General features: G+C 55.6%; 24 protein-coding genes. 22 read left to right on the forward strand and 2 right to left on the reverse strand.

The window, feature by feature from the left end:
- Positions 1-38: 38 nt before the first annotated feature.
- The 11 genes from yabN to hslO all read left to right on the forward strand — a co-directional run bounded on the left by yabN (position 39) and on the right by hslO (position 11053).
- Complete coding sequence (gene yabN, locus HOP44_RS22225; RefSeq protein WP_172257502.1) at positions 39-1517, forward strand: bifunctional methyltransferase/pyrophosphohydrolase YabN; 1479 nt, start codon at positions 39-41, stop codon at positions 1515-1517.
- A gap of 253 nt (positions 1518-1770) precedes the next feature.
- Entirely contained in the window at positions 1771-2043 is a 273-nt protein-coding gene (locus tag HOP44_RS22230) for an HU family DNA-binding protein (protein ID WP_172199242.1), read from the forward strand.
- Positions 2044-2045: 2 nt separating this feature from the next.
- Entirely contained in the window at positions 2046-2324 is a 279-nt protein-coding gene (locus HOP44_RS22235) for an RNA-binding S4 domain-containing protein (protein ID WP_172199239.1), read from the forward strand.
- A gap of 317 nt (positions 2325-2641) precedes the next feature.
- On the forward strand, positions 2642-3034 hold the full coding sequence (locus HOP44_RS22240; protein WP_172257504.1) for an FtsB family cell division protein: 393 nt from the start codon (positions 2642-2644) through the stop codon (positions 3032-3034).
- 126 nt (positions 3035-3160) lie between these two features.
- Positions 3161-3718, forward strand: a complete 558-nt coding sequence (locus HOP44_RS22245) for a S1 domain-containing RNA-binding protein (RefSeq protein ID WP_172257506.1) — start codon at positions 3161-3163, stop codon at positions 3716-3718.
- Between the two features lie 241 nt (positions 3719-3959).
- Positions 3960-4883 carry a protein kinase domain-containing protein gene (locus HOP44_RS22250; protein ID WP_172257508.1) on the forward strand — a complete coding sequence of 308 codons (924 nt, stop codon included), beginning with the start codon at positions 3960-3962 and terminating at the stop codon, positions 4881-4883.
- A 55-nt stretch (positions 4884-4938) separates the two neighbouring features.
- The gene (gene tilS, locus HOP44_RS22255; protein ID WP_343060014.1) at positions 4939-6369 is read left to right on the forward strand and encodes a tRNA lysidine(34) synthetase TilS; all 1431 of its coding nucleotides are present in this window, start codon (positions 4939-4941) and stop codon (positions 6367-6369) included.
- Positions 6370-6440: 71 nt separating this feature from the next.
- Positions 6441-6980 (forward strand): hypoxanthine phosphoribosyltransferase, encoded by a 540-nt coding sequence (gene hpt / locus HOP44_RS22260; RefSeq protein ID WP_172199224.1) that lies wholly within the window; start codon positions 6441-6443, stop codon positions 6978-6980.
- Positions 6981-7148: 168 nt separating this feature from the next.
- Entirely contained in the window at positions 7149-9173 is a 2025-nt protein-coding gene (gene ftsH / locus HOP44_RS22265; protein ID WP_172257521.1) for an ATP-dependent zinc metalloprotease FtsH, read from the forward strand.
- A 125-nt stretch (positions 9174-9298) separates the two neighbouring features.
- Positions 9299-10075, forward strand: coding sequence for a type III pantothenate kinase (locus HOP44_RS22270; RefSeq protein ID WP_172257523.1), 777 nt, complete (start codon positions 9299-9301; stop codon positions 10073-10075).
- A gap of 54 nt (positions 10076-10129) precedes the next feature.
- Positions 10130-11053: an Hsp33 family molecular chaperone HslO gene (gene hslO / locus HOP44_RS22275; protein ID WP_172257525.1), complete on the forward strand. Its 924-nt coding sequence runs from the start codon at positions 10130-10132 to the stop codon at positions 11051-11053.
- Between the two features lie 144 nt (positions 11054-11197).
- Here the strand turns inward: hslO and HOP44_RS22280 are convergent, their stop codons facing one another.
- Entirely contained in the window at positions 11198-11347 is a 150-nt protein-coding gene (locus HOP44_RS22280) for a hypothetical protein (RefSeq protein ID WP_172199212.1), read from the reverse strand.
- A 299-nt stretch (positions 11348-11646) separates the two neighbouring features.
- On the opposite strand from HOP44_RS22280, the gene cysK reads away from it, so the two are divergent.
- The 10 genes from cysK (at position 11647) to lysS (ending at position 21729) form a co-directional block, all read left to right on the forward strand.
- Positions 11647-12585 carry a cysteine synthase A gene (gene cysK / locus HOP44_RS22285; protein ID WP_172257527.1) on the forward strand — a complete coding sequence of 313 codons (939 nt, stop codon included), beginning with the start codon at positions 11647-11649 and terminating at the stop codon, positions 12583-12585.
- Between the two features lie 272 nt (positions 12586-12857).
- Positions 12858-14486, forward strand: a complete 1629-nt coding sequence (locus tag HOP44_RS22290) for an anthranilate synthase component I family protein (protein WP_172257549.1) — start codon at positions 12858-12860, stop codon at positions 14484-14486.
- Positions 14483-15070, forward strand: a complete 588-nt coding sequence (locus HOP44_RS22295; RefSeq protein ID WP_172257529.1) for an anthranilate synthase component II — start codon at positions 14483-14485, stop codon at positions 15068-15070. Before HOP44_RS22290 ends, HOP44_RS22295 begins: the two co-directional genes overlap by 4 nt.
- The gene (locus HOP44_RS22300) at positions 15067-15957 is read left to right on the forward strand and encodes an aminotransferase class IV (RefSeq protein ID WP_343060015.1); all 891 of its coding nucleotides are present in this window, start codon (positions 15067-15069) and stop codon (positions 15955-15957) included. Before HOP44_RS22295 ends, HOP44_RS22300 begins: the two co-directional genes overlap by 4 nt.
- 2 nt (positions 15958-15959) lie before the next feature.
- A complete protein-coding gene (folP, locus tag HOP44_RS22305) occupies positions 15960-16826 on the forward strand; it encodes a dihydropteroate synthase (RefSeq protein ID WP_425501911.1) in 867 nt (288 codons plus the stop codon).
- A gap of 92 nt (positions 16827-16918) precedes the next feature.
- Positions 16919-17293: a dihydroneopterin aldolase gene (folB, locus tag HOP44_RS22310; RefSeq protein ID WP_172257531.1), complete on the forward strand. Its 375-nt coding sequence runs from the start codon at positions 16919-16921 to the stop codon at positions 17291-17293.
- Positions 17290-17826: a 2-amino-4-hydroxy-6-hydroxymethyldihydropteridine diphosphokinase gene (folK, locus tag HOP44_RS22315; RefSeq protein WP_172257533.1), complete on the forward strand. Its 537-nt coding sequence runs from the start codon at positions 17290-17292 to the stop codon at positions 17824-17826. Before folB ends, folK begins: the two co-directional genes overlap by 4 nt.
- A gap of 185 nt (positions 17827-18011) precedes the next feature.
- Positions 18012-19004 (forward strand): tRNA dihydrouridine synthase DusB, encoded by a 993-nt coding sequence (gene dusB / locus HOP44_RS22320; protein ID WP_172257535.1) that lies wholly within the window; start codon positions 18012-18014, stop codon positions 19002-19004.
- 485 nt (positions 19005-19489) lie between these two features.
- Positions 19490-19966, forward strand: coding sequence for a transcription elongation factor GreA (gene greA / locus HOP44_RS22325; RefSeq protein ID WP_172257537.1), 477 nt, complete (start codon positions 19490-19492; stop codon positions 19964-19966).
- A gap of 251 nt (positions 19967-20217) precedes the next feature.
- Positions 20218-21729 (forward strand): lysine--tRNA ligase, encoded by a 1512-nt coding sequence (gene lysS / locus HOP44_RS22330; RefSeq protein WP_172199191.1) that lies wholly within the window; start codon positions 20218-20220, stop codon positions 21727-21729.
- 83 nt (positions 21730-21812) lie between these two features.
- On the opposite strand, the gene HOP44_RS22335 is transcribed toward lysS, so the two are convergent.
- Positions 21813-22412, reverse strand: coding sequence for a TetR/AcrR family transcriptional regulator (locus HOP44_RS22335; RefSeq protein WP_246370028.1), 600 nt, complete (start codon positions 22410-22412; stop codon positions 21813-21815).
- A gap of 102 nt (positions 22413-22514) precedes the next feature.
- Between HOP44_RS22335 and HOP44_RS22340 the strand changes: the two genes are divergently transcribed.
- Positions 22515-23057, forward strand: coding sequence for a hypothetical protein (locus HOP44_RS22340; RefSeq protein WP_172257541.1), 543 nt, complete (start codon positions 22515-22517; stop codon positions 23055-23057).
- Positions 23058-23489 lie beyond the last annotated feature (432 nt).

Raw genomic sequence — 23489 nt, forward strand, 5'->3', positions numbered from 1 at the left:
GTAAAATGCGAGGTGCAGCGGAAAGGGAGGAAGCGGCAATGGGTAAAGGAATTACGGTCGTCGGACTGGGGTCCGGCGATCCGAATCAACTCACATTGGGCATATGGAAGATTCTTCAGAGCGCAGGCTCGATTTATGTGCGGACGAAGGAGCATCCGGTCATGAGCCGGATTGCGGCCGAAGGCATCGTGTTCGATTCGTTCGACGGGGTCTACGAGTCGAACGAATCGTTCGGGGACGTCTACGAGACGATCGCCCGGAAGTTGATCGAACAGGCGGAAGAAGCGGAGATTGTCTACGCGGTACCCGGGCACCCGATGGTGGCCGAGAAGACCGTTCTGCTGCTGCGCGGATATGCGGAGCAGGCGGGAATCCCCCTGACCGTACTCGGCGGAGAAAGTTTTCTCGATCAAGCCTTTGTCCGGCTCGGTTTCGATCCGATCGAAGGATTCCAGTTGCTGGACTCTTCGAACGTGACGGTAGAACTGATCCGCCCTTCCCTGCATACGCTGATCGGCCAGGTCTACGATTCGCTGACCGCTTCGGAGGTTAAACTCGGATTGATGGATGTGTATCCCGACGATTATCCGGTTGTGGTGGGACATGCGCTTGGCGTGGAAGGGGAAGAGCGAATCGTTCGCGTCCCTCTCTACGAGCTGGATCGCCTGGAAGGGTACGGCAACCTGTCGCTTGTCTACATACCGCGCAGCGAAGACGAATCGCTTCGGGCCGCAAGCTTCGGAAGATTGCACGAAATCGTCGGTATCCTTCGCAGCCCCGGCGGCTGTCCCTGGGATATCGAGCAGACCCATGCTTCGATTCGCAAGAATCTGATCGAAGAGACCTACGAAGTGCTGGAGACGATCGACGACGACGATCCGGACCACATGCGGGAAGAGCTTGGCGATCTGCTGCTGCAGATCCTGCTGCATTCCCGCATGGAAGAGGAGATCGGCACGTTCAACGTTTACGACGTGATTCGGGGGTTAAACGAGAAGTTGATCTTCCGCCATCCGCACGTGTTCGGCGACAAAGCTGCCGGAAGCGCCGAGGAAGCGTTGAAAAACTGGGATGCCATGAAGGCGCAGGAGAAGCAAATGCGGGGCGAAGACGCGCCGGAAGCTTCTCTGCTCGACGGTGTTCCGAGAGACCTTCCCGCGCTGATGAAGGCGTACAAGCTCCAGAAGAAAGCGGCAAAAGCCGGTTTCGACTGGGAAACGATCGAAGGCGCATTGTCCAAGATCGAAGAAGAGCTCGCCGAGCTCAGAAGCGGATTGGCCGAGGGGGCCGATCCGGAATCGCTTAAGCTTGAATTGGGCGATCTGCTCTTTTCCGCGGTCAACGCGTCCCGTTTTCTGGATGCCGATCCCGAAGAAGCGCTTTCTCTCGTCAACAACAAGTTCCGCCGCCGTTTCCGCTATATCGAGGACAAGCTGCGCGAGCGCGGCAGTTCCCCGCAGAGCAGCACGCTTGAAGAAATGGATGCGCTGTGGAACGAAGCGAAACGGTCGGAATAAGGCGAAGAGGCAATATTTTTACAGCGTCCGCCCGCGAAAAGAGGAATAAGCCTTTTTATCCAGAATATGAGGATGAGGTCTACTCAAGCGAGCGGTCCGACCCACAGATAACCGCGGCGGTGCGGCTCATTCCCGCGCTCCGCTTATCATTTTGAGCGTTACGTTTCCCGCCCCGGTCTGTCCGGACCCCGGTCCGGCGGCCGATGCGAAGAAGCTCGGACGCGACTTTAAAATCCCGGGAGGAATGAAACCAATGAATAAAACAGAACTGATCAACAGCATCGCGGAAAAAAGCGGCGTAGGCAAAAAAGAAGTCGAAGCGGTACTTAACGGCTTTATGGACGGCGTAACCGAAGCACTCGCAGGCGGCGACAAAGTTCAATTGATCGGTTTCGGCACGTTCGAAACCCGCAAACGTGCAGGCCGTACGGGCCGCAACCCGCAAACCGGCGAACCGATTACGATCGCCGAATCCAGTGTTCCTGCATTCAAAGCGGGCAACAAACTCAAAGACGCGGTTAAGTAATTATGCGTGTCGATAAATTCCTGAAAGTGTCCAGGCTCATTAAGCGTCGTACCGTAGCCAAAGACGTGTCCGAACAGGGACGCGTCCTGATCAACGGCCGCGAGGCCAAGCCCAGCGCTTCGGTGAAAGTCGGCGATGAAATTACCGTGCAGTTCGGCCAGAAGCTCGTTACCGTTCGCGTCGAACGCATTGCCGACACGACCCGTAAAGACGAAGCGGCAGGCATGTATACCGTAGTCAAAGAAGAGCCTATTCCCAGAGAAGAAGGCTTTCCCTTCTGATTGATGTTTGACAACCGAAAAAGGCGTTTCCGCTGACGCGGGAACGCCTTTTTCGTCTAATTTTGCGGATTTTCGCGTCATTGCGCCTTTTATTGTGTTAATGTGTAAGGTAAGTGACGAAGTTAGGCAGTACAGACTATTGACCGCATTCAAATCCGGCAAGAATAGTTCCCTTGCTCTATCCAGCTTGCCAACCTGCTTGCCGATAAAGAAGTAGCGCTGTGTGCCGAAGTCCTTTTTTTCAAAAGAACATCGGTCCGCTGCAGTAATTTTACATAACAGCCGGCATCAGCCCGGTGAAGGAGGGTTCCATAAGCATGAGAGCGACTTCCGCAGCATCCAATCCCAACAGACAACAGTCCGAACGAACGCCCAAAAAAACCCGGACCGAGGTCCGACGCACTTCATCGAATCGGCAGCAGAGCGGCAAGAAGCGTCTTCGCTTGTGGGCCGTCTTGATGCTGGTTCTGTTGGGTTGGGCAAGTTACACGCTGATTGACCAGTCTTCCGTCATTGCGGACAAAGCCTCGCAGTTGGAAGAACGCAAAACGGCCCGGTTGGAAAACGAAACGGCGCTGAATGAGATCAAAACGGAGATTAAGCGGCTGCAGGATCCGGAGTACGTCGCGCAAATCGCCCGCAAAGAATACAATATGTACAAACCGGAAGAGATCCCGATCCGGGTTACCGGAGAAGGCGGAGGAGAGTAGTTTTTCCGCGGTTTTATGCGGTTTTGTTTGTTGACCGCCGATTCCGCTTCCGTTATAATCAAATCACCGCAGCCCGGAATTTGACAGATTCGGCTGTATATTTTTAAGGGAGGATCATTTCATTCTATGGCAATTGAAGTAGGCACCAAATTAGAGGGCAAAGTGACAGGCATCACGCATTTTGGAGCATTCGTGGATTTGTCCGGAGGTGTCACAGGTCTTGTTCACATCTCGGAAATCGCCGACAATTACGTAAAAGATGTGAACGATCACCTGAAGATTGGCGATATGGTGACGGTTAAAGTCATCAATGTCGACAAAGACGGCAAAATCGGCTTGTCCATCAAGCAAACCGTGGACAGACCTGCCGGTTCTGCACCCGCTCCTTCTTCCCGTCCGCCTAGACAAGATCGTGGTCCAAGCAGCGGCGGAAGCGGTGGCGGCGAACGCTTCAGCGGCGGTGGCGGTGGTGGCGGCGGCTTCAACCGTGGCGGCGGAAGCGGCGGCGGAAGACCTTCGAGGCCTCCTGGCGGCGGTAAACCTGCATTCGGCAAGCCCGCATTCGGTAAGCCTTCGTTTGATGATAAATTGACCCGTTTCCTTAAGGACAGCGAAGAAAGAATCTCCTCCATCAAAAAAAACACGGAATCCAAGCGTGGAGGCCGTGGAGCCAAAAGATCCTAAATTCGAAGCCGGGTGATACAACCCGCTCGGGTTAAGCCGATCTATTGGAAGTTTATAACTGCGAACACCGCGAATGGCACAGCCGCTCGCGGTTTTTTGCTTTGTTTCTCCCGGCGTTCAACGAACAAGGCGCGCTGTCCGATAATAGTACGGAGAGTGTATAGGGGTACAGGCTGTGAATGCCTAAGGTCGGGTAGAACCGTAATTCGGCGGGCTCGTACCGGAAAGGATGGGATGCCAAGTGGCTGCACCAGATTTGCCGGGATTTACACCGGGGACGGTCGTAACCGGCGCGTCCCACGGCGGACAATATACGATACAATCGCTGATCGGACGCGGGGCCAACGGCAACGTTTACCTGGTTCGAACAGCCGGTGGGCAGCAGGCCGCACTGAAAGCCGGCCCGGAGAGGCCGGAGTTGAAGACCGAGGTCGAAGTGCTGGCCGAGCTGAAGAAAAGGGAGTTTGAGAACGGCAGCCGCCGCTCCTTTCTGCTTGATGCCGACCGGTTCGAGACCGAAGGGCGATTCATTCCTTTTTATGTGATGAAATTCGTCCGCGGAGTTGCGATCGATGCTTATATACGCAAGTACGGGTACCGCCAGATTGGTGCGGCCGGGCTGGGGCTGCTGGATCGGCTGTCGGAACTGCATCAGGCCGGCTTTATCTTCGGGGATCTCAAACCTTGTCATGTGCTGGTCGAAGAAAGCGGGGAGGTCGAACTCGTCGATTACGGCGGAGCCAGTCCGATCGGAGAAAACGTGAAGCAGTACAGCGGCTGGTACGATCGGAAATACTGGAATGCGGGCAGCCACAAAGCCGATCCGGGATACGATCTGTTTGCGTTCGCCGTCCTGTGCCTGCATGTATTCGACGAACGCGGACTGCGCCGTCTGGATGCGGCCCTGCTGCCGCAGACCCGCAGCGCGGAAGACCTGGTCCAGCTGGCGGAAAGAATCCCGCCCCTGCGGCCGTTTGAACCCTGGTTTGACCGGGCGCTGCGCGGCGGATTCGGCAGTTCGCGCGAAGCATCGGCCCATTGGAAAGCCCTGTACCGGCTGTATCCCGCCAAAGGCCGCCGAAGCTCTTCCAAGCTGCTCACACTTGCGTTCTGCGGTTCGCTGCTGCTGCTCGGTATTGTAATGTATACGGCGCTGTCGCTGTAACCGGGCTTTTCAGGGCCCGATACGGTGCGCAGCGATATAAATGGAGGTCCGGACGGTGAAAGAGGAGAACGCCTTGAACAGGGGCATCGAGGAAGAAGCCGGCCAATACGGCATGTGGAGCAGCGGGGACCGGATCGTGGCAGCCGTTTCGGGAGGCCCCGATTCGCTCGCGCTTCTTCACCTGCTGCACGGCTTGTCGGCCGCGCATGGGATTGGCTTGGTCTGCGCCCACGTGAATCACGGCCTCCGGCCGGAAGAATCGGCGGCGGAAGCCGACCTGGTGCGGCAGGCAGCCGGGCGGCTCGGCATTCCTTTTGAACTGGGCGAGCCCGATGTCCGCAGGTATAAGAAGGAAGCCGGGCTCGGTACCCAGGCGGCGGCGCGCGAACTTCGATATCGCTTTCTGCGGGAAACGGCTCGCCGGTACGGGGCATCCGCGATTGCGCTCGCCCATCATGCCGGCGATCAGGCAGAGACGGTGATGCTGCATCTGCTGCGCGGCAGCGGAGCCGGAGGCCTGGCCGGGATGCGCCGCGTGCGCGAGTGGGAAGGCGTTCGCCTGATCCGGCCGCTGCTGCGTTTCGACAAGGAAGAGCTGGTCGGTTTTTGCCGGCGGAACGGGATCGAATATGCGACGGACAGCAGCAATGCCCACACGGATTATACGCGCAACCGGCTGCGGCTGGAGACTTTTCCGCATCTGGAAAGCTACAATGCACAGCTGTCTTCGGCATTGAACCGGCTGGCCGATACGATGGGCCTCGAGGACGATTATTTGAACGAACAGACCGCTTCCGCGTTCGAACGGGTCTGCCGGAGAGAAAAAGAGCGGACGGAACTGGATACAAAGGCCTTTTCCCTGCTGCCCTTCGCTTTACAACGCAGGCTCGTTAAATTAATATTAAATTACCTGTCGGAACCGGGAATGGAAACCGATTTTGCAAAGGTGGATCTTGTCCGCCGGCGCCTGCTTTCTCCCGACGACTCGACCTGGACACTGGACCTCGGATACGGCCGGACTTGTACGCGCGAATACGATCGTGCTTTTTTCCGTCTCGGCCGACCGGAGCTTGCCGTCCTTGAAACCGAGACTTTCGACAGGGGGCCGGCTATCCGTACCCTGCGGCTGGGCGATCTCGACATGATTTTCAGGGAAGAACGGGAAGTTCCCGCTGCCGGGGTGCTGAAGAACCTGGGCCGGGAAGAAGCCGTTTTTGATGCGGATCGTCTGGAGTACCCGTTGACCGTGCGCTCGCGTCTTCCGGGAGACCGGATCGAGCTTCCGGGTGATGCCGGCACGAAAAAAGTCAAAGATCTGCTGATCGACGAAAAGATCGCTCCGTCCGGCCGCAGTTTGATTCCGGTCGTGTGCGACGCGCAGGGCCGCATTGTCTGGCTGGCGGGCTTGCGGCGCTCCAAGCATGCCTGGATCGACCAGCGGAGCGAGAAGATTCTATATATTCGGATAGATCGGGCTCTTTGTTGACGGTTTTGGTTTATAAGATAGAAAGAAGATCGAGTTTCAATCAGATCACAATTGTGGGAGGGTCACGCACGTTGCAAAATGACATTCAGGAAGTGCTTATCAGCGAAGAAGAGCTTCAGACCAAAATCAAGGAACTGGGCGAGCAGCTCAGCGGCGAGTACGCAGACCGCAATCCGCTCGTTATCTGCGTGCTGAAAGGCGCGTTCATCTTCATGGCGGATCTGGTCAAACGGATCACCGTGCCGATCGAACTGGACTTTATGGCCGTATCAAGCTATGGGGCGGCAACCAAATCGTCCGGCGTCGTCAAAATCATCAAGGATCTGGATACGACGGTCGAAGGACGCGACGTGCTGATCGTGGAAGACATCATCGACAGCGGACTGACACTCAGCCATCTGATCGAACTGTTGAAGAACCGCAATGCCAAAAGCGTCAAAGTCGTTACGCTGTTCGACAAGCCGTCGGGCCGCTCGGTGAATATGGAGGCCGATTACACAGGCTTCGTTCTGCCGGACGCTTTCGTTGTCGGATACGGCCTGGACTACGCGGAACACTACCGCAACCTGCCTTATATCGGCGTTCTCAAACCCGAGGTTTACACGAAATAAGCCGCGGATCGCGTTCGAAGGGCGGGCCGGACGACCGGCAGGCCTTTGATCCGATCCATGGACCGGAAGCCGTAGGATTTTTGCTTTGAAGTCCGCTCCGCGTCTGAATTTGTGATGTGTGAACCGACTATGTTAAAATAACTACAGTGTCTTGAGAGGAGGTTGGGGATGAATCGGTTCATCCGGAATTCTGGATTTTATTTAATCCTTTTTCTTGTCGTGGTAGGCATTATTCAATTTTTGAACGGCGGTCGGGATACGGCCCAAGCTCCAAGATACGACGAACTGGTCGAGCAGGTTCAGAAGGACAACGTGGAAAATGCCACGTTCCAATTCGAAAACTACGCTTATTTGGTGACCGGCACGTACAAGGCGCCGTTGAAAGAGGGCGCGCCAAAAACGTTCTCGACGTATATTCCCTCCACCGAAACGGTGGTTAACGATCTTACGGCGGAAATGGAAGCAAATGACGTAGAGGTATCGTGGAAGCCGATGCGGGGTCAAAGCATCTGGGTTACGCTCCTCACTTCGTTCATTCCGCTCATTCTGATGTTCGTACTCTTCTTCTTCCTCTTCAACCAAGCCCAAGGGGGCGGCGGTAAAGTGATGAACTTCGGCAAAAGCCGGGCCAAACTTTACAATGAAGAAAAGAAGAAAGTGACGTTCAACGACGTTGCGGGCGCGGACGAAGAGAAACAGGAACTGGTCGAAGTCGTCGAGTTCCTCAAGGATTCGCGCAAATTCTCCGCGCTTGGCGCAAGAATTCCGAAGGGCGTTCTGCTTGTAGGCCCTCCGGGTACCGGTAAAACCCTGCTTGCCCGCGCGGTAGCCGGTGAAGCAGGCGTTGCATTCTTCAGTATCTCCGGTTCCGACTTCGTCGAAATGTTCGTCGGCGTCGGCGCATCTCGGGTTCGCGATTTGTTCGAAAACGCCAAGAAAAATGCACCTTGTATCATCTTCATCGACGAAATCGACGCAGTCGGACGTCAGCGGGGCGCAGGCCTCGGCGGCGGACACGACGAACGCGAGCAGACCCTCAACCAGCTGCTTGTCGAGATGGACGGTTTCGGCGAAAACGAAGGCATCATCATTATCGCGGCTACAAACCGTGCGGACATCCTTGACCCTGCCCTGCTGCGTCCGGGTCGTTTCGACCGTCAGATCATGGTCGATCGTCCGGACGTCAAAGGACGCGAAGCGGTACTGCACGTTCATGCACGCAACAAGCCGCTCACCAAAGACGTGCAGCTCGACAAGATCGCGAAGCGCACGACGGGCTTCTCGGGTGCGGATCTTCAGAACCTGCTGAACGAAGCGGCTCTGATCGCGGCTCGCCGCGACCGCAAAGATATCTCGATGAAAGAAATCGACGAAGCGATCGACCGCGTCATCGTCGGTACCGAGAAGAAGAGCCGTGTGATCAGCGATCGAGAGAAACGCATCGTGGCTTACCACGAAGCGGGCCACACCATCGTGGGTTACTTCCTCGAACACGCCGATACGGTGCATAAGGTTACGATCATTCCGCGCGGTCGCGCGGGCGGATACGTGATCATGATGCCGAAGGAAGACCGCATGCTCGTCACCAAGCAGGAACTGCTCGACCGCGTAACCGGCCTTCTGGGCGGACGCGTATCCGAGGAACTGTTTATCGGCGAGATCGGTACGGGCGCATACAGCGACTTCCAGCAGGCGACCGGTATCGTGCGCAGCATGATTATGGAATACGGCATGAGCGAGAAGCTCGGTCCGATGCAGTTCGGCACGGGACAGGGACAAGTCTTCCTGGGCCGCGACCTGGGACACGAGCCGAATTACAGCGACGCCGTAGCGCATGAGATCGATCAGGAAATGCAGCGCTTCATCAACGAGTCGTACGAAAGAGCGCGTCAAGTGCTGACCGATCATGCCAAAGAAGTCCACTTGATCGCAAATACGCTGCTCGAAGTCGAGACACTGGAACTGGATCAGATCCGCAATCTGATCGAGACCGGCACACTCGAAGGAGATGGAGAAACTGCAGTTCGTACGGAAGTCTCCGAACCTAAGGCAGAACCGACGTTTGACAGCATTGGAGATACGAATGTTCGTCTGGACGAGTCCGATCCTGTGGGTCTGGGCAAAACCGGCGATATTCCAAATGATCCGATGAACAAACGCGGCGATTCCGGCGGCGGAACAACCGAGTCCTGATCCGGGACCCCCTCTTCTCAAGCTAAGTTCGATACAAGCGAGACCGGAAAACGAATCCTCGTTTTCCGGTCTTTTCGTATGTAGGCAGCCGGATTTGTGCGACCCCAAAGGAGGATAAGAACCGCGTGATTCTTGTAGTGGATATCGGCAATACCAATATCGGGCTCGGTATGTATGAAGGCCGCGAACTGCTGCACCATTTCCGGATCAGTACCAGCAGGCAGGCGACAAGCGATGAATACGGGGTAATGATTTATAATCTGTTCCAGCTGTCCGGAGTGGATGCGGACAAGATCGAAGGCGTGATGATTTCCTCCGTCGTTCCGCCCATCGTCGGAGTGATCGAGCAGATGTGCCGGATTTATCTCAAAAGAACGCCGTTGGTTGTGGGGCCCGGTATCAAAACCGGACTGAATCTGCGCTACGAAAATCCGCGGGAGATCGGGGCGGACCGTATCGTCAACGCCGTGGCCGCTGTCGAACTGTACGGCGGTCCTGTGGTGGTCGTCGATTTCGGCACGGCAACTACCTTCGACTGCATCGACGCGCAGGGCAATTACTTGGGCGGCGCGATTGTGCCCGGTATCGGCATCTCGACCGAGGCGCTCTACCAGCAGGCTTCGAAACTTCCGAGAATCGAGCTGGAAAAACCCAAAAAAGTGATCGGAAGAAATACCGTACATGCGATGCAGTCCGGAATCATTTACGGGTATGCGGGACAGGTCGACGGCATTATCAAACGGATCCGGCAGGAAATGGATGCGGAACCCAAGATTGTGGCAACCGGAGGATTGGCTCCGCTGATTTGTGCCGAGACGGAGGCCGTTCGGGAAGTAAATCCGATGCTGACGCTTGAAGGACTGAGACTGATCTATGAACGCAACGTTTTGGCAAAGTCTTAACAATTACATCACATACAGGCTGCGTTGGAGCAGCCGAAACGGAGGAGACGACGAATGGAAAATTTGAATCCCATGAATAACGACGGTTCCGAACCTTCGGAAAAACGCGATTATCTGGTTCGGGGAACCGCACTGGGAGGCAAAGTACGGGCTTTTGCGGTACGCAGCACCAACCTGGTGGAGGAGCTGCGCCGGCGCCACGATACGTTCCCTACGGCAACGGCGGCATTGGGACGCACACTGACGACGGCTGCCATGATGGGCGCCATGTTGAAAGGCGAAGAAAAGCTGACGATTCAGGTAAAAGGAAACGGTCCGCTCGGTCAGATCGTGGCCGATGCCAATGCCAGAGGCGAAGTGCGGGGCTATGTCGATCATCCGCACGTCCACCTGCCGAGCAATGCCATGGGCAAACTTGATGTGGCCGGCGCTGTCGGAACCGAAGGTTTCCTCTATGTCATCAAAGATCTCGGGCTCAAAGAACCTTACCGGGGCAGCGTACCGATCGTATCGGGCGAGCTGGGCGAAGACTTTACGTATTATTTTGCAGCTTCCGAACAGACGCCTTCCGCGGTCGGAATCGGAGTGTTGGTTGCGCCTGAAGGCCATGTGCTTAGTGCGGGCGGACTGATCGTGCAGCTGCTGCCGGGTCTGTCCGACGAAGAAATCGATGCGATCGAAGGTGCGATCTCGTCGCTTCCGCCGGTATCCGCGTTGATCGATCAGGGCCTGTCGCCGGAAGAAGTCATCAAATGGGTACTGCCGGATGTGCAGATCCAGGAGTCGCTGAATATCGATTTCCACTGCGAATGCACGCGGGAGCGCGTTGAACGTACACTGATCAGCCTGGGTTCGGAAGAGATCCGAGCCATTATCGAAGAGCAGGGAGTAGCCGAAGTGGTCTGCCATTTCTGCAACGAGGCTTATCAGTTCGAGAAAGAAGACCTGCAGCAGATCTTGGAACAAACCAAGCGTTAATTTTGGAAGATAGGCAGATCTGTCCGCAGAGCCCAAAAGCCGCAAAAAGGCTCAAAAAAAGCCGCTTCCCCTGAGGGAAGCGGCTTTTTGATGGGTTTTCGTTCGGATCGGTTAGGATGATGTAGGGAGAAACCCGTTTCTCCGTCAGATGACCGTGCTGCTGCTGATTTTGTCTTCTTTGCGGCCCATCGATTGGAGCTGGTTCATCAATTTGCTTCTGGAATCCTTATTGCGGAGCAGGTAAGCGGCTCCCAGACCGACAGCGACACCAAGCAGTGTGTTTTTCCGTTTCATGTTGTCATCCTCCTTGTGTACGGATCGTTGATTTGGATTGCACTTATCACAAATTACCCCTTGATCCAAAGGCGAAACGTCAGTCTGACGATTCCGGTCGGCAGCTGTCCAAAGCCGTTAAATCGACATGCGCAGTGTTCGTTGACAGCTTGTACGGCTATTTGCTAAGATAAAGGAAGTTAAAAGCCTACTTTTTCACTCGGATTAAGCGGGCGACGTCGCAGCTCCGGCATGAGACGGCGAAGCCTTTTCTCTACAAATCGTTTATCAGTTTACCCACTTCCGAAGGAGGATTTACCATGGCCAAAGTCGTTAACAGTATTACGGATCTGATCGGAGATACGCCGCTTGTCCGCCTGAATCGCATCGTACCGGAAGGCAGCGCGGAAATTTATGTGAAACTGGAATACCAGAACCCGGGCGCAAGCGTCAAGGACCGGATCGCCATCAGTATGGTCGAAGCGGCCGAAGCCGACGGACGCCTGAAACCGGGCGGTACGATCATTGAAGCGACAAGCGGCAATACCGGAATCGGATTGGCCATGGTAGCGGCGGCAAAAGGATACAAGTCCGTTATCGTCATGCCGGAAACGATGAGCTTGGAACGCCGCAACCTGCTGCGCGCTTATGGGGCTGAACTGGTACTGACACCGGGAGCGGAAGGCATGAACGGCGCCGTACGCAAAGCCGAAGAGCTGCTGCAGACCAACCCGGATTACTTTATGGCCGAGCAGTTCAAGAATGAAGCGAACGTGAAAATTCACCGCGAGACGACAGGACCGGAGATTGTGGAAGCGATTCAGTCGATCGGCGGAACGCTGGATGCCTTTATCGCCGGAATCGGAACGGGCGGTACGATCTCGGGAGCCGGAGAAGTGCTGAAGACGAACTTCCCCGAAGTGAAGATTTATGCGGTCGAGCCTGCGGCTTCTCCGATTCTTGCCGGCGGCAAGCCGGGTCCGCACAAGATTCAGGGGATCGGAGCCAACTTCGTGCCGGATATTCTCAACCAGAAGATCTACGACGAGATTCTTCACGTGGAAAATGACGAGGCGTTCGAGACGGCTCGAAAGGTTGCCAAAGAAGAAGGCATTTTGTCCGGTATTTCTTCGGGCGCCGCAATCTTCGCCGCACTCAAAGTGGCCAAAGAACTGGGCGCAGGCAAAAGAGTCGTGGTGATCGTACCGAGCAACGGCGAACGTTACCTCAGCACGCCGCTGTACAATTTCGAAGCGTAAACCCAAACTGCGGATTTCGCCGAAGGTTTGGTTTTTGTGAATGAAAAGTCCCTGTCCGTGCATTCGCACCGGTCGGGGACTTTCTGCGTAAGACCCTTCATTTTGCTGCGCTCCGGATAGACCGGCTGCACGGTGAGGTTCGAATAACGATAAAACATAGGTTGTTTTGTTTTGCGGCTATCGGAGCCTTGTGCCTTCGTCGTATAATGGACAAAAATCGAATTCGATCGTGGGATGCAATTCGGGGGAGGGCAGAGCGTTTGAGAGAGATCATGACAACCCTTGCGCAGTGGGCAGAATGGGCAGAGCAAGGGTATACCCGTTTTCCCTATCTGCTGCGCGCCAAGCTGGAGAAGCGGCCGGAATCATGGCTGAAAGCCTGGAGCGAAGCTTCGCCGTATGCTTTTGTATTGGAAAGCGGAAAAGAAGGGCGGTATACGTTTCTTGGACTCGAAGCGGAATCGGTTCTTCGGGGACGGGGATCGGAAGCTTCCGTAACCGAATATCGACCGGAGAAAAAGTCCGGCGGAGAACCGCGAGGGGAGTCCGACGGCGCAGCACGAAGAGTCGGGGGCGATCCGCTTGAAGTCATCCGGGACTGGATGGCTCCGCATCGTGCTCCGCAGGTGTCCCGGGCACCGAAGTTCTGCGGAGGCGCGGTCGGGTTTCTGGCTTACGACGTAGCGCGTTCTCTGGAACGTCTGCCGGTCTTGGCGGACGACGACCTGGCGCAGGAAGGACTGCCGGATTACGCATTTATGAGACTGCGGCAGCTGTGGACCGTGGATCACGAAGAGCAGACGGTCTGCGTCTCGGTGTCCGTTCCGGCCGAAGAGGTCGCCGGGAGCGGGGAGGCTGTACGCACAGCCGAAGAGGCGGCGTATGATCTCGAAACCGCCTATGGACAGGCTGCCCGGGATGCGGAACAAATGCTGGCACGCTGGCGTATCTTCGAAAACGAACGGCTTCCTTGGAGTCCGGAGCAGCGAAGCGCGATTGCTGCGGAAGCGGAGCGGCATATGGATGGGCGAAGCGACGTGGACGGATTCGATACAGGGTTTGGCCAGGAGGCTTTCGAGGACGCGGTACTGCGTATTCAGGAATATATTCGCAGCGGAGACGTGTTCCAGGTCAATCTTTCGCTGCGCAAACAGCGGAAAATTGAGGCTTCTCCCGAACAGGTCTATGAGTGGATGCGGCTTGTGAACCCTTCCCCGTATATGGGCTTTCTGCGCTTCCCGGATTTCCAGCTGGTATCGGGCTCGCCCGAGCTTCTGGTTCGGCTGGAAGACGGCCGGCTTGCGGCTAGGCCGATCGCCGGAACACGCCGGCGCGGCGCTACCGAAGAAGAAGATCGGCGTATGGCCGAGGAACTGGCCGGAAGCGACAAAGAGCGGGCCGAGCATATCATGCTCGTCGATCTGCAGCGAAACGATCTGGGCCGGGTCGCCGCTTACGGGTCCGTACATGTGCCGGAACTGATGACCATCGAGCGGTATGCGCATGTCATGCATCTGGTCTCGCAGGTCGAAGCGGATTTGGCCCCGGGCAGAACGCCTTACGATGTGATTGCCGGCGTTTTTCCCGGCGGTACGATTACCGGCGCACCCAAAGTGCGCACCATGCAGATCGTCGAAGAACTGGAACCGGTCCGCCGCGGGCCGTATACCGGCTCCATGGGCTGGATTGACTATGGCGGGAATATGGAATTAAATATTATTATTCGGACTCTCGTCGTTCAGGGCGGGACAGGCCATATGCAGGCCGGAGCGGGAATCGTGATCGATTCCGACCCGTACCGGGAATATCGGGAATGTCATAACAAAGCTAGATCCGTAGGCCGCGCCGTATGGTGTGCCGAACGTGCGGCCGCCGGAGCGGGGAGAGGGGAATCCCATTGATCCTGGTCATCGACAACTACGATTCGTTTACCTATAACCTGGTACAGTATCTGGGGGAACTCGGCGAGAAGGTTGTGGTTCGCCGCAATGACGAGATCGATCCCGCAGGCATCCGGACACTGGCACCGGATCATATTCTGCTGTCTCCGGGACCGTGTACACCGGATGAAGCGGGCATTACGCTTGAAGTCATTCGACAATTCAAGCGGGAGATTCCGATATTGGGAGTCTGTCTGGGCCATCAGGCGATCGGTCAGGCTTTCGGCGGACGGGTTATCCGGGCGGAACGTTTGATGCACGGCAAGACTTCGCCGGTGCTGCATCACGGAGCCTCCGTGTTCGAAGGGCTGCCTTCCCCTCTGACGGCAGCGCGCTATCATTCGCTTATCGTCGAGCGAAGCAGCCTGCCCGACTGCCTGGAAGTCACCGCATGGACAGCCGAAGGAGAGATTATGGGACTGCGGCACCGGGAGTATCCGGTTGAAGGCGTACAGTTTCATCCGGAGTCCATCGTGACCGAGCATGGACATCGGATGCTGGCCCGTTTTCTCGGCCGGACCCTTCAAGTCGGAGTGAATCCGTGAGCGGCTACGTGGGCTTGAATGGCGCTGTCGTCGAAGCGGCAAACGCTTCGGTATCCGTGTTGGATCACGGTTTGATGTACGGGATGGGAGTGTTCGAGACTTTCCGTACCTATGGCGGCGAACCGTTTCTGCTTGAACGCCATCTGGAGAGAATGCGCCGCGGCTGCACGGAACTGGGCATACGATGGGAAATCAAGCCGTTGAGGCTGCGGGAAGAGATCGCTTCCTTGTTGGCGGCGAATCGTCTTGCGGACGCTTATGTTCGCTTGACGCTGATTGCCGGCGAAGACGGAATCGGACTGCCGACGTCACGGTTCTATGAACGGCCGAACCGGATCATTTACGTCAAAGCGCTGCCGGAACCGCCGGCCGAATGGTATACGGAGGGACGGGTGCTGCAGGTGCTGCGTACACGCCGCAACACGCCCGAAGGGGCGGAACGGTTGAAATCGCTCCATTATATGAACAGTCTGCTCGGCCGCCGCGAACTGGCGGAGATTCCCGGCGCCCAAGGGGCCGAAGGGTTGATGCTCACCCGGGAAGGTCACGCCGCAGAAGGCATTGTTTCCAATCTGTTTTTTGCCGCGGAAGGAAAGCTCTGTACGCCGTCTATCGATACCGGGATTCTGCCCGGTATCACGCGTGCCTTCGTACTGGAGTTGACAGAGAAGCTCGGCATGTGCGCAGAAGAAGGCTTTTACGGAATCGACCAGTTGGACCGGGCCGAAGAAATCTTTTTGACGGGATCCGTGCAGGGCATCGTTCCGGTGCGCAGCCTTAGGCTGCCGGACGGGACAGAGAAGAGGGTGGGCCGTGGACTTCCGGGCCCGCTGACGGAACGGCTTATGAAGGCTTATCGACATTACACGAAAGAAACGGAGAACTGAACATGAAGCCTATCCTTCATATCCGGCACTATGCCTGGAACGACGCTCGTCTGGACCTGGGCCGCGCTACCCGAATTATGGGGATTTTGAATACAACGCCTGATTCTTTCTCCGATGGGGGAAGTTATGTCGATGTACAAGCCGCCGTACGCCATGCCCGCGAGATGGTGCTGGCCGGAGCGGACCTGATCGATATCGGAGGAGAATCGACGCGCCCCGGAGCCGATCCGGTTTCTCTGGATGAAGAGCTTTCGCGTATTCTTCCCGTGATCGAAGCGCTGCGCCGGGAGCTGCCCCGTGTTCCGCTCTCGGTGGATACTTACAAAGCCGAAGTTGCCCGGCAGTCGCTGGCCGCCGGCGTACATATCATCAACGATGTATGGGGAGCCAAAGCCGATACGCGAATGGCCCAGGTCGCCGCGGAATCGGGCTGTCCGATCATCCTGACGCATAATCGCCCGGAGCCCAACTACACGGATCTGTTTGCCGATGTAGCCGCGGACTTGATGGAAAGCGTTCAAATCGCCCGCGCGGCTGGAGTGCTGGACGAGAATATCATTCTTGACCCCGGCATCGGCTTCGCCAAGAACGGCGAAGAAAATCTGCGCATCATGACCCAGCTCGGACGATTGGTTGAACTGGGTTTTCCGGTTCTTCTGGGCACTTCCCGAAAAAGGTTCATTCGCGAAGTACTCGACCTTCCGGTAACCGATGTCATCGAAGGGACGGCGGCCACGGTTGCGTTCGGTATTGCGGAAGGCTGCCAGATTGTTCGCGTGCACGATGTGGCTTCGATCAAACGGACGGTCGCCATGTGCGATGCCATGCTGTATGCGGAGTCGGGACGCTCTTACGAAGCCAGAACTTAATGACGCTGAACACGCTGCGGAACCGGAAGCGCGCATTTTCGAGCCTTCCGGTTCCGCAGCGTGTATCTTTTTTACGGAAGGCGGAACTTCTCATGGACAAAATGATTATCTCCCGCATGGAATATTACGGACGCCACGGCGTGTTCGAGGAAGAACGCCGGCTCGGGCAGCGCTTTTATGTCGGGCTGGAACTGGAAATGGACTTGTCCGCCGCCGGATTGACCGATGATCTGGAACAAGCCGTCAATTATGCCGAAGTACACGAGACGGTCAAAGGCGTGGTTGAAGGAGAGTCCGTCAAATTGATCGAAGCGCTCGCGGAACGTATTGCATCCGAGGTGCTTCGTACGTATACTAGGGTGGAAGCGGCGACCGTAAAGGTAACCAAACCGCATCCTCCGTTCGATATTCATTTTGAAGGCGTAACCGTGGAGATTCGCCGGAGCCGAAAGAGAGACACGCGATGAAGAACGATCCTATCCAAAATCCTACCTCTGAGCAATCGGAGGCTTATATTGCTTTGGGGGCCAATCTTGGCCGCCGCGAAGAAACGCTGAGCGAAGCGCTTCGGATGTTGAGCGAACACCCGGAGATCGATGTGCTGCGCGTCTCCGATGTCTACGAGACCGACCCGGTCGGTTATGCCGACCAGCCGGCTTTTCTGAATATGGCCGCCGCTCTGGGGACTTCGATGTCTCCCCACCGGCTGCTGGAAGTCATGCAGACCGTTGAAGACCGGCTGGGCCGCGTACGCGATATCCGCTTTGGACCGCGTACCGCCGATCTGGATCTGCTCTGGATGAATGGCCTGGCCGTCGAAAGTACCGACCTTACGCTGCCGCATCCGCGGATGCATGAACGCTTCTTCGTATTGGTTCCGCTGGACGATATCGTGCCGGAGGACGAACCTTCGGGTCTGCGCACACTGATCGACCGTTCGTTGATCGAACTGGGCGCAGCATCGGGTATCGTCCATTTCGGCGGACCGCTGTTTCCCTGACCCGCTTCCCGCCGTTTTGCCGCCTTCCTGCGGCAGAGCGGCGGGCGAAGCCGTTTATCGGCCTTTGACGTTTCCGGCATAAGGATGCTTGTCCTCGAATTTGCCGTTCTGCCTGCCGCTTCCGGTGTCTTTTACCTTTTTCCGATTGACGTTTTCTATTTTTGTTATCCATGAGGTGATTCGCAATGCTGAAGATAGGCGATATCGAACTGAAAAACCGTGTCGTGCTGGCCCCGATGGCCGGCGTTTGCAACCCCGCTTTCCGCCTGATCGCCAAAGAATTCGGCACGGGACTCGTCTGCGCGGAGATGGTCAGCGACAAAGCGATTCTCAACGGCAACAAACGGACCCGCGAAATGCTGTTTGTCGACGAACGCGAAAAACCGCTCAGCCTGCAAATTTTCGGCGGCGATCGCGCGTCTCTCGTTGAAGCGGCCAAGGTTGTCGACCAGGAGACGAATGCCGATATCATCGATATCAATATGGGCTGCCCGGTTCCCAAAGTAACCAAATGCGATGCCGGCGCCCGCTGGCTGCTCAATCCCGAGAAAATTTACGAGATGGTCACCGCCGTCACCGCCGCCGTGCAGAAGCCGGTTACGGTCAAAATGCGTATCGGCTGGGACAGCGAGCATATTTTTATCGAGCAGAACGCCAAAGCGGCCGAAGCGGCCGGTGCCAGCGCCATCAGCGTTCACGGCCGCACGCGCGAGCAGCTCTATACCGGCAGCGCGGACTGGAGCTGGATCAAGCTGGCCAAAGAGTCGGTTGGCATACCGGTTATCGGCAACGGGGACGTCCTGACGCCGGAAGACGCCAAACGCATGCTGGATACGACGGGCTGCGACGGGGTCATGATCGGCCGGGGCGCGCTTGGCAATCCGTGGATGCTGTACAGCACCATTCATTACCTGGAGACGGGCGAGCTGCTGACCGATCCGCCGCCGGAAGACAAAGTGCGTATTGCCGTTCTCCATATGGACCGTCTAATCGCGCTCAAGGGCGAGAGCGTCGCCGTACGGGAAATGCGCAAGCATCTGTCGTGGTACCTCAAAGGATTGAAAGGTTCCGCGAGTATCAAGGACACGATTATGGAAGGTACGACCCGCGATCAGATGGTAGGAATCCTTGAAGGATACTTGGCCAATCTGCCTCAGCTTGCTGCCGCCCAGGCCTGATTGATCCCCGTGGAACATTTTTAGTCAAAATGAGCGTAGATTCGATGAAAAGGGACAGGATCTTCGCTTCTTTTCCGTCGAAATAAAACGTTTACAATTGGGCAAGGAAGCGCATTGACTTTTCGTAGTTGTTCCCATATAATTTGTCAGTATAAAATTCGCCTCAGCAACATAAATTCCAAAATGCGGAATATGCACGCTTTGCCTGGATACGGCACTTGATAGACGCGAACGGTATTCCGCACGTTGACCGACCGGGTTTGATTGCGCGGTCGACGTAGCAGGCACCGACGTTCCTGGAGATATAACGGCTTTGGCCCTGGCTGCCCGTCACTATATTTCTTAAGCGAGAAGCGGAACACGTCTATTGCTTTACGGGCGTGATCGTTTCTATTTTGCCGTCGCCGTCTTTACAGGGATTTCGTAATTAACCGGATGTGAGAGTGCGAAAATCTACTATTCACATGACAGGAGAATCGGTACAGATGAGCGATAAAGAGGTCATTCTCACCCAGGACGGGCTGAAGAAGCTGGAAGAAGAGTTGGAAAACCTGAAATCCGTAAAGCGCCGCGAGGTTGCGGAACGGATCAAAGTTGCGATCGGCTACGGGGATATCAGTGAAAACTCCGAGTATGAAGATGCCAAGAACGAACAGGCTTTCATCGAAGGACGCGTGATCACACTGGAAAAAATGCTGCGCAACGCCCGAATCATCAACAGCGACGATATCGGAACGGATGTCGTAACGGTAGGATCGACCGTGCTGGTCAAAGATCTGGAATTCGGAGACGAGATGGAATATACGATTGTCGGTTCCGCGGAATCCAATCCGCTCGAGAACCGCATTTCCAATGAAAGTCCGGTGGGTATGGCTCTGCTTGGCAACAGCAAAGGAGCGACCGTCGACGTCAGCGTTCCTGCGGGCGTATTTCAATACGAGATTATCGACATCAAAAAATAATCCGATTCCGGAGAAGCCTTTGCGCGGATTCGGCATCCAGGGCTCCCTGTGACCGTTTTGGCATTTGTCCAAGCGTACGCGGGAGCCTTTTTTGTACCCTTTTGCGCCGAGCTTGGATTTGGCTGTCTGCCGTACGGCTTTCGCGGTTGACGAACGAGACGATTTGGAACGATAATATAGGTTGACGATAAGCGAGGTCGGCAGAGTCTTCTCAATGCGGGCCGCCGCTAAGGACAGGAGCTGAAACACAAGTGTCTGAAGAAAACACAAACCAGGAAAACCAGGAAGTCGAATTGAGCGAACTGCTTAAGGTACGCCGCGAGAAACTGGGGGAACTGAAAGAGCTCGGCATCGATCCGTTCGGCGCCAAGTTCGAACGCGACGAGACGGCGGCTGGCATCATAGCCAAATACGATACCTTAGACAAAGACGAGCTGGAAGAAAAAGCGATCGAAGTGCGTCTGGCCGGCCGTATCATGGCCAAGCGTGCAATGGGCAAAGCCAGTTTCGCCCATATCCAGGACCTGACCGGCCGTATTCAATTATATGTACGTAAAGACAGCGTGCCCGAAGAGCAGTACGGCGCGTTCTCGATCCTCGATCTCGGCGATATCGTCGGCATCCGCGGAACGGTATTCAAGACGAAGACGGGCGAGACGACGGTCAAAGTATCGGAACTGACCGTTCTGACCAAGTCGCTGCAGCCGCTGCCGGATAAATACCACGGACTCAAAGACGTGGAACTGCGCTACCGTCAGCGTTACGTCGATATGATCGTCAACCCGGAAGTGCAGCAGACGTTTATTTTGCGTTCGCGGATTATCCAGTCGATGCGCCGTTATCTGGATTCGCTCGGCTATCTCGAAGTGGAGACGCCAACCCTGCATTCCATCGCAGGCGGCGCGGCCGCACGTCCGTTTATTACGCACCATAACGCGCTTGACATGGAACTGTACATGCGGATCGCGATCGAGCTGCACCTGAAGCGTCTGATCGTGGGCGGTCTGGAAAAAGTGTACGAAATCGGACGCGTCTACCGCAACGAAGGCACGTCGACCCGTCACAATCCGGAATTCACGATGATCGAGCTGTACGAAGCTTACGCCGACTACAAAGATATCATGAGCCTGGTAGAAAATATGATCGCGCATATCGCCCAGGAAGTGCTCGGTACGACAACGATCCAGTACCAGGGCCAGGAGATCGACCTCAAGCCGCAGTGGCGCCGGGTATCGATGGTCGATGCGGTCAAGGAAGTAACCGGTGTAGACTTCGGCGTGCATATGACGGACGAAGAAGCGCATGCGCTGGCCAAAGAACACAAGGTGCCGGTTGAAAAGCACATGAAGTTCGGCCATATCCTCAATGCGTTCTTCGAGCAGTTCGTCGAAGAAACACTGATTCAGCCAACCTTCGTTACGGGACACCCGCTCGAAATTTCGCCGCTGGCGAAAAAGAACGACGAAGATCCGCGCTTTACCGACCGTTTCGAACTGTTCGTCGTGGCGCGCGAGCACGCAAACGCATTTAGCGAACTGAACGATCCGATCGATCAGCGTCAGCGTTTCGAAGCGCAGCTGGTCGAGAAGGAACACGGGAACGACGAAGCGCATGAGATGGATGAAGATTTCATCCGCGCGCTGGAGTACGGCATGCCGCCTACCGGCGGCCTCGGAATCGGCATCGATCGTCTGATCATGCTGCTGACCGATGCTCCGTCGATTCGCGACGTCCTTCTGTTCCCGCACATGCGGAACCTGTAGTCGACAGATTCGGCATCAAGGTCTATACCAAAAAGGAGAAAGCGCCCAGGCGCTTTCTCCTTTTTTTTGCCTCCTTTACGGATTTAATCGCTTTTCTTGCATAAAGAATCGAGATACTGATCCAACATCTTCTCCATTAAAGGAGGAGGCATCCGCTCGGGGTACAATAATCCGTGCAGTGCAACCCCGTCGACGAATGACAGCAGCTTCAAGGCTTCTTCTTCGACGTTTAGGTGCCGCGGGGCGAATTCGTAATCGACGAGCGCCTGCATGATCACCGTCATGGTACGCCGCATCTCCTCATAGACCCGATCGGCATGATCCCGAAGCAAAGGCTCGGACATTGTCTTCGATACAAAAGCAAGCCAGACCTCCATTTCGGAACGGCTCTCTTCATGGAAAGGAACCAGCTCGCGCAGGACGTCCCGGGCTACTTCCGGCACAGGCCGATCGAAAGAGTACGCCGAGATTCTTTTGGCTACCCTTTCGGACACCAGATTCATGGAAAAGGAAAAGAGTTCGGCCTGCGTGGAGAAGTAATGGCGCATCGATCCCGGCGACACGCCCGCTTCCTGGGCAATGTTTCGCACCGAAGCATTTTCGATACCCGATCGGCGAATGACTCTCCATGCCGCTTCAGCGACTTTGATTTTTTGTTGTTCATGATCGACGATTTTTGGCATGTTCCAATTATAACACAAGCAAACGTCAAGGATTCACTTTTTAATACACTTGTGTTATAATGAATTTGAAGGAATCGACAGGTTGAAAAAGGAGGGAAGACAATGATTGGATGGTTGATTATCGGATGCGAGATCGGATTCTGGGTGTTTGTTCTGGGCGGATTAATTACCCGTTACCTATTTAAGCAAAAGAAGGCGGGCGCTCTGCTGCTTCTGCTGGCACCCATTGTGGATCTTATTCTGCTTGCCGCAACGATTATCGATATTCGGCAGGGAGCCGAAGCGGGGTTCGTGCATGGATTGGCAGCCGTTTACCTCGGAGGAACCGTGGCTTTCGGACACCGAATGATCCAATGGGCGGATGAACGGTTTGCTTATCGCTTTGCGAACGGCCCCAAGCCGGAAGCCAAACCCAAAAGAGGTCCTGCCCATGCCGCGAGGGAGAGACAAGGCTGGTATCGGCATCTTCTTGCCTGGGTAGTAGGGTGCGCCTTGTTGGTAGGAATGATCCTGCTGATCAACGATGCGGAAAAATCCGAAGCGCTGCAGCTGTGGATCATACGTTGGGCTATCATATTGGGCATCGATTTTCTTATCAGTTTCAGCTATACGGCTTGGCCAAGACCGGAGAGCAAGAAAGTGTGATTTCTTATCGGACAGAAGGCAAGCACAACGGTTTTTTCTTTTTGAAAAAAGTGCTTGCCTTCTTAAGCCCAGCATGATATATTCTAGGAACGGCCTTGAGAGAGTGACCGTGCGGTTCGAACAAGTGAGCGAGTCCCAACCGGAATCGGACAAGACGCTTCGCAAGAAGCTGACAAAAAGATTTCAAAAAAAGACTTGCAAAACGAAAACGAACATGCTAATATATAAGAGTTGCTGCTGCGAGAGAAACACAAACGGCGGAAACAAAAACAACGAGTTTGTTCCTTGAAAACTGAACAGTAAGTGAGTCGCGACGATGAAGATCGTCGTGAGAATAAAGGTTCTTGAGCAATCAAGAATCGCCACGTTTTAACGAGCACATGGTGCTTTCTTTTAAACGGCGACTTCGGTCGCCACCTTAATGGAGAGTTT

Source organism: Saccharibacillus deserti (assembly GCF_013618475.1).
GTDB classification, from domain to species: domain Bacteria; phylum Bacillota; class Bacilli; order Paenibacillales; family Paenibacillaceae; genus Saccharibacillus; species Saccharibacillus deserti.

What these genes read in the sequence shown, in the direction of transcription:
- HOP44_RS22340 (WP_172257541.1), top strand. Translation starts at nt 22,515, where the DNA reads ATGATTGGATGGTTGATTATCGGATGCGAGATCGGATTCTGGGTGTTT.
- HOP44_RS22245 (WP_172257506.1), top strand. Translation starts at nt 3,161, where the DNA reads ATGGCAATTGAAGTAGGCACCAAATTAGAGGGCAAAGTGACAGGCATC.
- dusB (WP_172257535.1), top strand. Translation starts at nt 18,012, where the DNA reads ATGCTGAAGATAGGCGATATCGAACTGAAAAACCGTGTCGTGCTGGCC.
- ftsH (WP_172257521.1), top strand. Translation starts at nt 7,149, where the DNA reads ATGAATCGGTTCATCCGGAATTCTGGATTTTATTTAATCCTTTTTCTT.
- HOP44_RS22335 (WP_246370028.1), bottom strand. Translation starts at nt 22,412, where the DNA reads ATGCCAAAAATCGTCGATCATGAACAACAAAAAATCAAAGTCGCTGAA.
- folP (WP_425501911.1), top strand. Translation starts at nt 15,960, where the DNA reads ATGAAGCCTATCCTTCATATCCGGCACTATGCCTGGAACGACGCTCGT.
- folB (WP_172257531.1), top strand. Translation starts at nt 16,919, where the DNA reads ATGGACAAAATGATTATCTCCCGCATGGAATATTACGGACGCCACGGC.
- greA (WP_172257537.1), top strand. Translation starts at nt 19,490, where the DNA reads ATGAGCGATAAAGAGGTCATTCTCACCCAGGACGGGCTGAAGAAGCTG.
- folK (WP_172257533.1), top strand. Translation starts at nt 17,290, where the DNA reads ATGAAGAACGATCCTATCCAAAATCCTACCTCTGAGCAATCGGAGGCT.
- HOP44_RS22240 (WP_172257504.1), top strand. Translation starts at nt 2,642, where the DNA reads ATGAGAGCGACTTCCGCAGCATCCAATCCCAACAGACAACAGTCCGAA.
- HOP44_RS22290 (WP_172257549.1), top strand. Translation starts at nt 12,858, where the DNA reads ATGACAACCCTTGCGCAGTGGGCAGAATGGGCAGAGCAAGGGTATACC.
- hslO (WP_172257525.1), top strand. Translation starts at nt 10,130, where the DNA reads ATGGAAAATTTGAATCCCATGAATAACGACGGTTCCGAACCTTCGGAA.
- HOP44_RS22280 (WP_172199212.1), bottom strand. Translation starts at nt 11,347, where the DNA reads ATGAAACGGAAAAACACACTGCTTGGTGTCGCTGTCGGTCTGGGAGCC.
- HOP44_RS22230 (WP_172199242.1), top strand. Translation starts at nt 1,771, where the DNA reads ATGAATAAAACAGAACTGATCAACAGCATCGCGGAAAAAAGCGGCGTA.
- HOP44_RS22235 (WP_172199239.1), top strand. Translation starts at nt 2,046, where the DNA reads ATGCGTGTCGATAAATTCCTGAAAGTGTCCAGGCTCATTAAGCGTCGT.
- yabN (WP_172257502.1), top strand. Translation starts at nt 39, where the DNA reads ATGGGTAAAGGAATTACGGTCGTCGGACTGGGGTCCGGCGATCCGAAT.
- cysK (WP_172257527.1), top strand. Translation starts at nt 11,647, where the DNA reads ATGGCCAAAGTCGTTAACAGTATTACGGATCTGATCGGAGATACGCCG.